The organism is Rhodoferax saidenbachensis (assembly GCF_031457975.1).
Taxonomy (GTDB): Bacteria; Pseudomonadota; Gammaproteobacteria; order Burkholderiales; family Burkholderiaceae_C; genus Allorhodoferax; species Allorhodoferax saidenbachensis_A.
Genome location: NZ_JAVDXO010000002.1, coordinates 230,715 through 243,422, shown reverse-complemented (window position 1 = coordinate 243,422; position 12,708 = coordinate 230,715). Strand labels below are relative to the sequence as shown.

Here is a 12,708-nt window from a genome sequence, read left to right as displayed (position 1 = left end):
TTCAGCTCTCTTCCGGCTGGATCTGTATCCGGCCTTCGTGCACACGGGCCCGCCAGGTGCGCAGGTTCACGCACACTGGTGCGCCCAGCGCCTGGCCATTGCGGATGTCGAAGCGACCGTTGTGTTTGGGGCATTCGATCACGTGATCCATCACTAGGCCATCGGCCAGGTGGATCTTCTCGTGGGAGCACAGGCCGTCGGTGGCGTAGACCCGGTCTTCGACGCGGTACACCGCGTAGGTCTTGCCTGCGTGGTCAAAGCGCAGTACGTCTTCGTCGTCTATCGCGTCAAACGCGCAGACATCGGTCCAATGGTTCATGAGGTTTTCTCTGATAAATGGTGGTGGCTTTCACGCGTTGACCGGTAACGGCCGGGCGATGAAGAATCCGATGTCATGGCGCTGGCGCCAGATGGCGGGCAGGATTTCAGCCAACGCTTGTGGTGTGCTGGTGTAGGGCTGTGGGCAGTCGTGCTTCATCAGCGCGTGCAGCTTTGGCAGTGCGTGGTAAGGCACCAGCGGGAACATGTGGTGTTCCACGTGGTAGTTCATGTTCCAGTAGAGGAAACGCAGTACGGGCCCCATCAGGATGGTGCGGCTGTTAAGCCGATGGTCCAGCACGTTCTCGGGCAGGCCAGCATGTTGCGTCAGGCCCAGGGTGTGCATCAGCCACGCGCCGGCCATGCTAGGCAGTGGGCCCAGCAGTAACAATGGCAGCCAGCTTTGCGTGGTTATGGCTGTACCCACGATCAGTGCGTAGGCTAGCACCCAGGCCCGCGAGGTACGCACCGCCGACGGCCACGCCATCTCGGGAATGTAGGTCTTCTCTTCCGCGCTGAGGTGACCGGCGGCGTGGCGCAGCGCGGTCCACAGCTCGTGCGGCACATTTTTAATGGCAAAGACATTCAGCAGCAACGCTGGGATGTCGGGCGGCAGCGTGACGTTGAATTCCGGGTCGCGACCAGTCACCAGGGTGTCGGTGTGATGGCGCGCGTGGCTCCACCGCCAGCGCGTGGGTCGGCGTGTGAGCTGGAAGGACGCGAGTTGGTAGAGCGCATCGTTCATCCAGCGTGTCTTGAAGGCCGTGCCGTGGCTGCATTCGTGCCAGCGGCTGTCTGCCGGGCTGCTGTAAAGCGTGGCATAGAGCAGGTAGACGAGCGTGAGCGCCCAACTGCTCCAACTGGCCGCCCAGCCGTGCACGAACAGTGCGCCGGTGCCCAGAATCAGGCCGTACCAGAGCGCGGTGTCGCGCAGGGCGTGGGTGTCGTCGCGCTTCATCAGCGCCTTGAGCTCGGCGCGTGGCACCTGGCACTGGTACCACTGGGCATTCACCAGGCCAGCGGCTTCGGCGCGTTCGCCGGCGCCGCCTATCAGGCGGTAGTCATTGGCGGATCGGTTTGGTGGGGAAGCAGTGGTACTGGGCCTTGCGGGGGTCATGAAAAGCAGTCTCCTTATTGGTTTCTACTAATGTCCATGATTTGAAAAATATTTCCAATATGACAACATCAAATTACATCAAAAACTAGCAAAATGAAGTTGTAGGAACTTGCATTACTGGCAAAAGTACGTATGAAACCCAAGATCACTATCCAAGCCATTGCGGAAGCGGCAGGCGTGAGCACTGCGACCGTGGACCGCGTGCTCAACAGCCGTTTGCCGGTGCGCGAGGGCACGGCTTTGCGCGTGATTGAGGCCGCAGATCGGCTGGGCTACCACGCAGTGCATGTGATGCGCCAGCGCTTGCCCGCGAGTGGGGGCAGGCGGCGCTTGGGGTTTTGTCTGCAAAAGCGCTCTTCGCCCTTCTACCAAGCATTTGCGCAGGCATTGCGTGACGCGGTGGCACGCCAGACTGACGGGCGTGGCACCGCGGTGATCGAGTTTGTGGACGACCTGGAGCCGGGAATCATTGGTGAGAAGCTGCTGGATTTGGGGCGACGCTGCGATGCGCTGGGCGTGGTGGCGTTGGACCATCCGCATGTCAACGCTGCGGTGGCACAGCTGCACGAAGAAGGCCATCCCTGCTTGGCATTGCTCAGCGACTTGAGTTCGCCGCTGCGCCTGGGTTGCGTCAGCATCGACGACCGGCAGCGCGGGCGCATGGCCGCCTGGGCCGTGCGCCGCCTGGCGCGCAGGGAGGGCGAGGTAGCGGTGTTTATTGGCAGCCACCGCTACCTGGGGCAAGAAATCAGCGAAATGGCGTTCCGTGCTGCGCTGCGCGAGCAGGCTCCGACATTGCGTGTGCTGGATGCTCAGGTGAACCTGGAGGATGAACAGATCGGCTATGAAGCCACCTTGGGACTGCTGGCGCGCCATCCGCACTTGGTGGGCCTGTACGACACTGGAGGCGGTGCTATGCGCGGCATCGTGCGGGCACTGCGAGAGGAAGGTGCGGGCCGTGGCATTGTGGTGGTGGCCCACGGCCTCACACCCGAACACCGGCTTGCGCTGGTTGACGGCATCATTGACCTGGTGATTCAGACACCCGTAGGTCCGGTTGCTGACACGGCCGTATCGGTGCTGCTGCGTGCGTTGGTGCCTGGCCACTCCGTGGCCTTTGGCCAGCCCTTTGTACAGCCTTTTGAGCTATATACCTCCGAGAACGTCTGATCAGGTGTAGTCCACCCAAGTCGCCCCCGCGTCGGCGGATCGGACGCAGTTTTCCACCCAGCGCACGCCCTCAATACCTGCTTCGATACCGGGGTAGTGGATGGCGGCCAGTGCCGCTGCATCGCCCCGGTCGCTGGCGAGCATCGCTTGGGCGTAGCGCACATAGAGATTGGACCAGGCTTCAAACAGGCCCTCGGGGTGGCCACCGCCGATGCGATCGTCTGCGAGTGCTGTGGGGTGCAGGTAGCCCATGCCGCGCTCCAGCACTTGCAGAGGTTTGCCTTGCACCTCGTACGTTATCTGGTTGGGCCGCTCGTCCCACCACTCGATGCTGGCCTTGCTGCCGATCACGCGGATTTTCTGGCCGTGCATGGAGCCGGCGTTCACCGCGCAAGACCATACATAGCCCACTGCGCCCGTGTCGTATTCCATGATAGTGAAGGCGTTGTCCTCCAGCGGTGCGCGGCTCTTCACAAAGCTCTGGCGTGAGCACATCAGGCGTCGGATTTTGAGCGCTGGCAGCATGACCTCGCTCAGGTACAGCGGGTGCGTTCCGATGTCGCCTAACACATAGCTGGGGCCGGCCATTTTGGGGTCCACGCGCCATTGGGTAGCGGGGTTGGCGGCTTCGACAGCCTCGTTGTGGAAGCCATGTGCAAACTGCATTTGCACAATGCGGATGTCACCCAGCTCACCGGCGGCGATCATCTCGCGCGCTTGTTTGATCATCTGGTGGCCTGCATAGCCGTAAGTCACGCCCACAATCTTGTTTTTGGATGCAGCTAGCGCACGCAGTTCCTCGGCTTCCGCAGTCGTGAAGCACAGGGGTTTTTCGCACACCACATGCAGTCTGGCTTCGAGCGCAGCTTTGCTGATAGCGAAGTGGGTGCCGTTAGGGGTGGCAATGGATACGGCACGGATGCCATCCGGACGTTGTGCCTCCGTAGCGAACATCGTCTTGTATTCGGCATAGCAGCGATCGGCGTCCACGCCGATGGCAGTGCCAAAGTCTCGGCCGCGCTGGGCGTCGATATCAAATGCACCGGCCACCAGCTTGAATACGCCGTCGCGCAGGGCGGCGGAGCGGTGGATGTAGCCGATCTGGCTCTGGCGACCGCCCCCGACCATGCCCCAAGGGATAGAGGTGGGAACGAGGTTTTCTCCGTTGATCATGTGTTTTCCTTCAGTTGAATCCGACGCTGCGCAAAAAGTCGCGGCTGACTTTGACGTCTTGCATCACAGAGCCTTTGTTGCGCGGATCGCGCTCTTGCTCTACGGTGATGTAGCCGTGGTAATTGATGTCTATGAGGGTTTGGCGAATGTTGTCGTAGTTCAGTACGCCTTTGCCGATGGGGCACATCACGCCCTCGCCGCAAGCTTCAAAGAAGCGGATGCGTTTGGCCAGCACGGTGTTGAACACCGTGCGGTCGATGTCCTTGAAGTGCACATAGTCGATCCGGTGCGCGTATTTACGCAGCCAAGTAGCCGGGTCCATGCCCGCGTAGTAGCTGTGCCCGGTGTCTATGCACAGGCCTGCGACTTCGTGCGGAATGTCGGCCATGATCTGGTCTATCTCATCCGCAAACTCGATGTAGCCACCGGCGTGGGGGTGGATCACAGTGCGGATGCCGTACTCCTTCCACGAAAGTTCTGCAATCGCGCGGATGTGGTCCACCATGGTGTTCCATTGCGTAGGGCTGAGGCGATGGGCACGGTCGCTGTGGCCGGCGGCGTAGTCACGCTCATCGTGGCCCCAGTCCATCACCACCAGGTAAGGGGCGGCAAAGCGTTGGCCTTCTTCCGTAGGAAGCTTGGGAAGCTGGCGGATTAGCGCGCAGATTTCGTGGGTCTGGCGCAGCAGGTTGTCGCCGTTTCCGGCCGCTACCAGGTCGTCGAATATGGTGCCTGCCACGATACGCAGGTGGTTTTTGTCCAGCTCGGCAGATACGGTACCAATGTCCAGCGGCATGTAGCCATAGGGGCCCAGCTCCAGACCTTGGTAGCCGGCTTCTGCCGCCTCACGCAGCACGCTGGTCCAGTGGGGCAGGTGCGGGTTCTTGACGTCGTCCACGCCCCAGCAGCAGGGCGCGCTCATGATGTGAATACTCATTTTTTCTCGTAGTGGTGCGCTTATGCGCGGGGGTATTTGTCAATCAATCGCTGCATCTCTGCGCGCATGAAACGGGAGGAGTCTTCGGCCCGCTCTTCCCAAGCAAAGACGCAAGAAGAGAGCACGCCATCAAACTTCACGTCTGCCAACGTTTGGAAGAACACATCCCAGTCAATCTCCCCCTGGCCCATGTCCAGGTGCTGGTGCACCCGGATCTGCGTAGAACCCGGTGGGTTGACGATGTAGCGCAGCTGGCTGCTCTTCTTGTGGTTGAAGGTGTCCGCCACCCGCACATGGGCTAGCACGGGAGCGGCTTCCCGGATCAGGGCCGCCATGTCATCGCCGTAATAAAAGGTGTGCGGCGCGATATAGGACAGCTTCAAAGCCTTGGAGCCGATGTTCTTCACAATGTCAGCCGCTGGCTGCATGGTCTCGATCCAGTCTTCGGGATGGGGTTCTACGGACAGCGTGATGCCTTCGCGCTCAAAGATCGGCAGCAGCTCGTCCATGGAGCGGAACCAGGCGGCTTCGCACATCTCTTTGGTGTTGGCGCCTGGGCGCTCACCGACAGAGCGTTCGGGCGAGGCACCCCGGCCAAACTCGGAGATCATGAGTTCACAGCCCATCTCTACCGAGACTTCGATGGCCTTCCTCCAGCAACGCATGGCCCATTGGCGCTCGTCTTCAAACGGGCTGGCCCAGCGGTACATGGGTTGCAGACTGGCAAGGCCCACACCGCAAGCCTTCATGGCGGCCTTGAAGTCCGCCATGCGCTCCTTGGTGGCACGGGGCATGACCCACCAGTCCAGAAAGTCGGAGCGGGGGGAGAGTTCGATCTGGTCGTAACCCAGCTCGGCGGTGGCACGGCACAGCTCGGGCAGCGACAGGTGCCGGATCATGTACGGGTCTAGGGCTATCTTCATCTTTGTCTCCTGGTTCTGGTTGTTGTTGTGATAAACCTATCAAATGGAGGTATTTGCTTTGCACAAGCAGTTACCTCATCTCGGTCTGAAAATTATTTCCGTTTTGTCTATGAAATTTGGTATTTCAAGTGAATCGCATATCAGAGCTATCAAGTCGGTAAAATTAAGATTGATAGATCTATCAAAGGCGAGAGATGACAAACCCAACCATGCAAGATGTGGCCCGATTGGCTGGTGTTGGGGTGGCAACCGTGGACCGGGTTATCAACGGCAGAGCGGCGGTTCGGCCCGCGACAAGCCAGCGGGTGTTGCAGGCCGCCAAAGACCTGGGCTTCCACCGATCGGGGTTGATAGAACGCCGGGTGCAACAAGAAGCTCGCACCGTCCGGCTCGGTTTTTTGTTGCAGAGCCAAGCGTCCCCTTTCTACCGCGCGTTGGGGCAGGCCCTGCGCCAGCAAGTGCTAAGTCGGCGTCCGGCCGTAGGCACACCTGTGATTGAGTTCATGGAGGAGTTCACCCCTCGACATGTCGCCGAGCGTTTGAACGCCGTGGCAGCAGTGGTGGATGCGGTGGCGCTGGTGGCGGCCGACCATCCCGTGATCAACCACGCAGTCGAGCAGGTGCGGGGACTTGGCGTACCGGTGTTCACCTTGGTGACAGATTTGACCTCCACCACCCGCAGTGGCTATGTGGGTGTCGACAACCGCAAGATGGGCCGGATGGCCGCCTGGTCGGTGGCGCAGCTGTGCCCGCAGCCCGGCAAGGTGGGGTTGCTATTGGGCAGTCACCGCTATGTGTGTCAGGAAGAGTGCGAGGCCAGTTTCCGTTCCTACCTGCGCGAGTACGCGCCGCAGTTCCAAGTGCTGGAGACCTTGGTCAGTCTGGAAGACGTGGAGTTGGCGCGCAAAGCCACCCTGGAGCTATTGCTATGTCACCCGGATCTTGTGGGGGTGTATGTGGCTGGTGGTGGCATTGAAGGCGTGCTGGACGCACTGCGCGAGGCTGCGATTCCCGGCCTGATCACGGTGTGCCACGACTTGACGGACATTACGCGGCGCGCGTTGCTGGAGGGACAGGCCACGGTCGTCCTCTCTCATCCCCGTGAGGCCATGGCGCAGCGACTGGTAGATCGCATGGTGGGCGCAGTGGCCGGGGAGCGCCCGTTGGGCCTGGCAGCACTGCCGTTTCACACCTATACCGCCGCTAACGTGTAGTGCTGTAAATACCATGAAAAAGGCCACCTGACGGTGGCCTTGAGATCGAAAGCAGGGCAGGCTTAGCGGCCGCGCTTCTTGTTACGGTACTGGTCCGCAATCACTGCGATGACGATGATGGCGCCTTTCACCATCTCCTGGTAGTAGGCGTCAATACGGATGAAGGTAAAACCGGACATCATTACGCCCAGAATCAAGACGCCGATGACGGTGCCAGTCACTCGACCCAAACCACCCACCAGCGAGGTGCCACCGATGACCACGGCTGCAATCGCGTCCAGCTCATACATGACGCCCATGCCGGACTGGCCGGAAATGGCGCGTGCAGCCGTAACGCTGCCCGCAATGCCGCTGAGCAGACCGGCAATGGCGTAAATCCAGATCAGGTGGCGGTTCACATTGATGCCGGACACCAGCGCAGCTTGCCGGTTGGCGCCGATGGCGTAGGTGAACTTGCCAAAGCGGGTGTAGCGCAGCACGATGTGGAAGATCATTGCAATGATCAGAAAGATGTAAACCGGGTTCGCGCCGGAGCCGATCCACGCAAACTCATCGGTCAACATGCTCACCGGCATACCACCAGTGAACCACTTGGCAAAACCGCGTGCTGCCACCATGGTGCCCAAGGTTGCGATGAACGGTGGAATAGCCGTGTATGCAATCAAGGAGCCATTGAGTAAGCCGATCAACAAGCCGGTGGTCATGCCTGCCAGGATGGGCCAGATTAGCGGCAGATCCGTCAGCCCCGGAAAGATGGCCCGCGGAAAGTCTGACACCTGTGCAAGACTGGCCGACACCACAGCGGCGGCGGCCACCACAGAGCCCGAGGACAGGTCGATGCCGCTGGTGATGATGACCATGTTCACGCCCACGGCAATGATGCCGATGACAGACATTTGCAGGATGATGATCTGCAGTCGTTCGAGGTTGAAGATGAAGCTCTGCCCGTTGACGTACCAGCCCAGTGCTTCGAAAAACAGACTGATACCTATCAGCACCATCAGGATGCTGGCTTCCGGCGGAAGCTTGAATTTGGGCGCATTGCCTATTGAGGCGGAGGCTGGGACGGTGGAAGTAGTCATGGTTGCGTCTTTCGGGAAATTACTTGGCAGCCAGGTCCATGATGGACACCTGATCTGCATCTTTGCGGTCCAGAATGCCGGTGACTGTGCCTTCGTGCATCACGACAATGCGGTCACTCATGCCGAGCACCTCTGGCATCTCTGAAGAGATCATCAGAATGGCAACGCCTTGACCCGCTAGCTCGGACACCAAGCGGTGAATCTCCGCCTTAGCGCCCACGTCGATGCCGCGGGTTGGCTCATCCAGAATCAAAATCTTTGGGTTTGTCAGCAGCCATCGGCCCACCAGCACTTTTTGCTGGTTGCCACCGGACAGGTTTTGAATGATTTCATTCATGTCCGGTGTTTTGACGCGCAGGCGTTTGGCCATGGCAATGCAGTCTTCGTGCAGTTGCTTACGCTGTACAAAGCCATTGGAGACATACCGGCTGTTGAGCACGGCGCTGTCCATGTTGTCCTGAATGTTGAGGGCCAGGAAGCAGCCTGTGTCTTTGCGGTCTTCAGTGAGAAACGCCATACCGCATTGCATCGCCTTGGCAGGTGTGTCGATGCGGATTTCTTTGTCGTGAATGCTGATGGTTCCTGAATTGGCGGGCGTGACGCCGAACAGCGTCTCGGCCACGTTGGAGCGGCCGGAGCCCACCAGGCCTGCCATGCCGACAATTTCGCCCGCACGTACGTCGAAGCTCACATTTCTGAACACACCATTCAGGGTCAGGTTCTTGATGGAGAGCACCACCTCGCCGATGGGCACCTCTTGTTTGGGGAACATCTGGGTGATCTCGCGGCCCACCATCATCTTGATGATGTCATCGCGCGTCACCTCGGTGGAGAGCTTGGTGGCAATGTATTTGCCATCACGGAAGACAGAGAACTCATCGGCAATTTCGAAGAGCTCATTCATCTTGTGGGTGATGTAGATGATGCCCTTGCCCTTGGCCCGCAGGTTGCGGATGATGGCAAACAGGTGCGACACCTCTTTCTCGGTCAAGGCGGAGGTGGGCTCATCCATGATGAGCACGTCGGAGTTGTAAGAGACGGCCTTGGCGATCTCCACCATCTGCCGGTTGGCGACCGAGAGGGTTTGAATTTCCGCCTTCGGGTCAATATCGATATTCAGCGTTTTAAAGAGATCGGCCGTCTGCTTGTACAGGGCCGTATGGTCTACAAAACCGAATGCGTTCTTGGGTTCGCGCGTGATCCAGACGTTTTCACCCACGGTCATGTGGGGCATCAGGTTCAATTCCTGATGGATCATGGCGATGCCTTTGTTTAGCGCATCGATCGGAGATTTGAGCGTGATGTGTTGACCTTTGAGGCTGATTCGACCTTGGTCTGGTATGTAGATACCGGCAATGATCTTCATCAGTGTGGACTTGCCCGCACCGTTTTCACCCATCAGGGCGTGCACTGTACCCGCGCGCAATTTGAAGCCTACGCCGTCCAGGGCAACCACCCCGGGGAATCCCTTGCGGATACCGAGGATTTCTAAAAGAGGGGGCTCACCAGCCTGCGTGGGCAGTGCGGGTGCTTCCAAAGTGGCAGTTTCAGACATCCTGATTTCTCATATTGAAAACAAACAGCAATGCAACCCACCGGGTTGCATTGCATGCAAGGGCAAATGCTTAGTTCTTGCCGGAGTACTTGCTCAGGTTAGCAGGGGTCACCAATTCGAAAGGCACGTTCACGAAGCGGTCCACCGGTTGCTTCTTGATCAGCTTGATGGCCGCTTCTACTGCGCCAGAACCTTGGCCTGCTGCATTTTGGAACACGGTGACCTTCAGGTCGCCGGCCTTCATGGAAGCCAACGCGTCAGGTGTCGCGTCGATACCGGCCACGATGCTGGCAGGTGTCCACTTTTTGGCAGCTTTCAACGCGTTGATGGCGCCGATGGCCATTTCGTCGTTGTTGGCGATGATGGCGTCAAACTTCACACCGGAGGACAACCAGTTGGTGGTGATGTCCTGGCCCTTGGTACGGTCCCAGGCGCCTTCACGCTTGTCGGCGATCTTGATGCCGCTGCAGTCTTTGGTGGCGACCACTTCTTCGATGTCCTTGGTGCGTGTGCGTGCAGCTTCGTTAGACAACTCGCCCATCAACACCAGAACTTGGCCTTTGCCCTTCAGCAAACGGCAGACTTCCTGGGTTTGCAGCGTGCCGGACACTTTTTCGTCAGAGGCCACAAACGCTACGCCCTTGGGCAGTTTTTCGAAATCCACGGGCTTGCGGTTGACATACACCAAAGCAATGCCAGCGTCCGACACCATTTTTGTGATCTTGGGTGTGGCGTCGGTATCCACAGGGTTCACGATGATGGCGTCGTACTTTTGCGCAATCATGTTTTGAATTTGGCTGAGCTGCTTGCCGACGTCATTGCCAGCGTCTTCTACTTGCACGGTGGCGCCTGCCTTCTTGCCGGCTTCCAGGGTGCCGTTTTTCAGAATGGTCAGGAAAGTGTCCAGCTGGGCCATTGCCAAGCCGACTTTTTGCGCGTGGGCTGCCATGGGGGACACCAGGGCGGCGGAAGAGACGGCGGCTGCAATCAAAAGCTTTTTCATGTTGATGTATCTCCTAACTAGGTTGTAGTAACGGATGACGGAATGTCACCTGTTGTCGGGCTTGGTCGTACACAGGACATTTCCTTGCCACGGACTGAACTGTAATTAAAAAACGAAAATTATTTCTAAGTGATTACACCTAGCGAAATTTATTTCTTTATACTTTACAGTCTCCGAAACGGTAAAAGCGCCTGCGCTGTTCACGTTGCTGTTTCGCGCAGCTTCCGCGAGTCATTAACATGTCCTTTGGACCCCGTACCCGATGAGTACCCTCAAATTTCCTTCCGGCCGCCCCATCGACCTGGCATGCCTGGGCCGCCTAGCGGTTGACCTTTACGCACAGCAATTTGGCAGTCGCCTTGAAGATGCGCGCAGCATGGCGATGTACCTGGGTGGCAGTTCTGCCAACTTGGCATTCGGCGTGGCGCGCCTGGGGTTACGCAGTGGCATGTTGTCCCGCGTGGGCAATGAACAGATGGGCCGCTTTCTGATCGAAACCCTGGAGAACGAAGGCTGCGATGTCAGCCAGATCCAGATCGACCCCGAGCGTTTGACGGGGCAGGTGCTGCTGGGTTTGAAAGACCGCGACACCTTCCCGCTATTGTTCATGCGCGAAAACTGCGCGGACATGGCCATCGACGCGGCGCAAATCCAGGAGTCCTACCTGGCGCAGTGCCGCGCCTTGGCCATCACCGGAACCCACTTGTCCACCCCTGGTACCCGTGCCGCGGCGCTGACCGCTCTGGGCTATGCCCGCAAACACGGCGCAGTGCGGGTGCTGGATATTGATTACCGCCCCGTGCTGTGGGGCCTGACAAGCCGTGGTGCCGGCGAAAACCGCTATGTGGCGGATGCCAACGTCACTCGCCAGTTGCAGGAAGTGTTGCCCGAGTTCGACCTTTTGGTGGGCACGGAAGAAGAGTTTTTTATTGCCGGTGGTGTTGCCAACGACATTGTCGCCAGCCTGCGGGCAGTGCGCGCATTGACCGCCGCTACTTTGGTGGTCAAGCGCGGGGCTTTGGGGTGCTGCGTGATTGAGGGAGCTGTGCCGAACGATATCGATGCCGCACCGACGTACCAAGGCGAGCGCGTGGAAGTGTTGAATGTGTTGGGTGCTGGCGATGCCTTTTTGTCGGGCCTGATGACCGGCTTGCTACAGGGAAAAAACTGGACGGAAGCCACCCGCATGGCCAACGCCTGCGGTGCCATCGTGGTCTCCCGCCACGCGTGCTCAGCCGCGATGCCCACACGTGAAGAACTGGCGCATTGGTTTGGCGGTAGCCGCAACCCCAAGGTGGATGCCGACGAACAACTGGCCCACCTGCACCGCGTCAGTGTCGCCCGCCCGCAGTGGGACGAGCTGTGTGTCATGGCCTTTGACCACCGCAGCCAGTTTTACGAACTGGCCCAGGAGGCAGGCGCCTCGGACGATCGCATCCCTGCTCTCAAGAAGTTGCTGGTGCAAGCCGCCGGGCAGGTCGAAGAGAGCCGCAAGATGCAAGGCTACACCGGCGTGTTGATTGACGGCGGCGATTATGGTCGCGATGCATTGGCTAGCGCTACGGGGCGCGGCTGGTGGGTGGGGCGCCCGGTAGAGCTACCCGGCTCGCGCCCACTGCGTTTTGACGGCACCCGCTCCATTGGCAGTGCGCTGATTCATTGGCCGACCGAACATGTGGTCAAGTGTCTGGTGCATTACCACCCCGATGACGCCTGTGCGCTGCGCCTGGAGCAGGAGCAAAAGGTACTGGAGCTGTGGGAAGCCACGCGCGAAAGTGGCAACGAGCTGTTGCTGGAAATTATTTTGCCCAAGACGCTCATCGTGCCTGGTGAGGAAGACGCCGCCGTGTTGCGCGCTGTCAAACGTTTCTACAACCTGGGTGTCAAGCCCGAGTGGTGGAAGCTGGCCCCCATGCAGCCCAAAGGCTGGGCCGCCCTGGAGGCCATGCTGGCTGAGCGCGACCCCTACTGCCGCGGCGCCGTGATCCTGGGGCTGAATCAACCCATTGCACATTTGGTGGACAGCTTCAGGTATGCCACAAATCCGGTGGTCAAGGGCTTTATGGTGGGGCGCAGCCTTTGGGTGGATGCCTCGCTGCGCTGGCTGGCTGGCGACATCGACGACCAAGCGTTTGTTGGCGAGGTGGCCCGCAATTTCACCGTGCTGGTGGATGCGTGGCGCAATCGGCGCACCATGCTGCGTGCAGTGGCCTGAA

11 protein-coding genes are annotated in these 12,708 nt (G+C 59.3%); 3 read left to right on the top strand and 8 right to left on the bottom strand.

Features of this window, described 5'->3' with window-relative positions:
• Position 1: 1 nt before the first annotated feature.
• Positions 2-319, bottom strand: a complete 318-nt coding sequence (locus J2X15_RS05275; protein ID WP_310340047.1) for a MocE family 2Fe-2S type ferredoxin — start codon at positions 317-319, stop codon at positions 2-4.
• 30 nt (positions 320-349) lie between these two features.
• Positions 350-1,435, bottom strand: a complete 1,086-nt coding sequence (locus J2X15_RS05270; RefSeq protein WP_310340046.1) for a fatty acid desaturase — start codon at positions 1,433-1,435, stop codon at positions 350-352.
• A 132-nt stretch (positions 1,436-1,567) separates the two neighbouring features.
• Between J2X15_RS05270 and J2X15_RS05265 the strand changes: the two genes are divergently transcribed.
• Complete coding sequence (locus J2X15_RS05265; RefSeq protein ID WP_310340045.1) at positions 1,568-2,605, top strand: LacI family DNA-binding transcriptional regulator; 1,038 nt, start codon at positions 1,568-1,570, stop codon at positions 2,603-2,605.
• Here the strand turns inward: J2X15_RS05265 and J2X15_RS05260 are convergent, their stop codons facing one another.
• Genes J2X15_RS05260 through J2X15_RS05250 form a run of 3 tightly spaced genes read right to left on the bottom strand, consistent with a single transcriptional unit; the run spans position 2,606 to position 5,638 of the window.
• On the bottom strand, positions 2,606-3,778 hold the full coding sequence (locus tag J2X15_RS05260; RefSeq protein WP_310340043.1) for a Gfo/Idh/MocA family protein: 1,173 nt from the start codon (positions 3,776-3,778) through the stop codon (positions 2,606-2,608). It abuts the gene before it with no gap.
• Positions 3,779-3,788: 10 nt separating this feature from the next.
• Positions 3,789-4,715 carry a sugar phosphate isomerase/epimerase family protein gene (locus tag J2X15_RS05255; protein ID WP_310340041.1) on the bottom strand — a complete coding sequence of 309 codons (927 nt, stop codon included), beginning with the start codon at positions 4,713-4,715 and terminating at the stop codon, positions 3,789-3,791.
• Between the two features lie 20 nt (positions 4,716-4,735).
• Positions 4,736-5,638 (bottom strand): sugar phosphate isomerase/epimerase family protein, encoded by a 903-nt coding sequence (locus J2X15_RS05250; RefSeq protein ID WP_310340038.1) that lies wholly within the window; start codon positions 5,636-5,638, stop codon positions 4,736-4,738.
• A gap of 194 nt (positions 5,639-5,832) precedes the next feature.
• Between J2X15_RS05250 and J2X15_RS05245 the strand changes: the two genes are divergently transcribed.
• Complete coding sequence (locus J2X15_RS05245) at positions 5,833-6,852, top strand: LacI family DNA-binding transcriptional regulator (RefSeq protein ID WP_310340036.1); 1,020 nt, start codon at positions 5,833-5,835, stop codon at positions 6,850-6,852.
• Between the two features lie 62 nt (positions 6,853-6,914).
• On the opposite strand, the gene J2X15_RS05240 is transcribed toward J2X15_RS05245, so the two are convergent.
• The 3 genes from J2X15_RS05240 to J2X15_RS05230 form a co-directional block, all read right to left on the bottom strand.
• Complete coding sequence (locus J2X15_RS05240) at positions 6,915-7,934, bottom strand: ABC transporter permease (protein WP_310340035.1); 1,020 nt, start codon at positions 7,932-7,934, stop codon at positions 6,915-6,917.
• Positions 7,935-7,953: 19 nt separating this feature from the next.
• Complete coding sequence (locus J2X15_RS05235; protein ID WP_310340034.1) at positions 7,954-9,489, bottom strand: sugar ABC transporter ATP-binding protein; 1,536 nt, start codon at positions 9,487-9,489, stop codon at positions 7,954-7,956.
• Positions 9,490-9,559: 70 nt separating this feature from the next.
• Positions 9,560-10,492, bottom strand: coding sequence for a sugar ABC transporter substrate-binding protein (locus J2X15_RS05230; RefSeq protein ID WP_310340032.1), 933 nt, complete (start codon positions 10,490-10,492; stop codon positions 9,560-9,562).
• Positions 10,493-10,754: 262 nt separating this feature from the next.
• Between J2X15_RS05230 and J2X15_RS05225 the strand changes: the two genes are divergently transcribed.
• Positions 10,755-12,707: a bifunctional 5-dehydro-2-deoxygluconokinase/5-dehydro-2-deoxyphosphogluconate aldolase gene (locus tag J2X15_RS05225; RefSeq protein ID WP_310340030.1), complete on the top strand. Its 1,953-nt coding sequence runs from the start codon at positions 10,755-10,757 to the stop codon at positions 12,705-12,707.
• The last annotated feature ends 1 nt before the right edge of the window (position 12,708 follow it).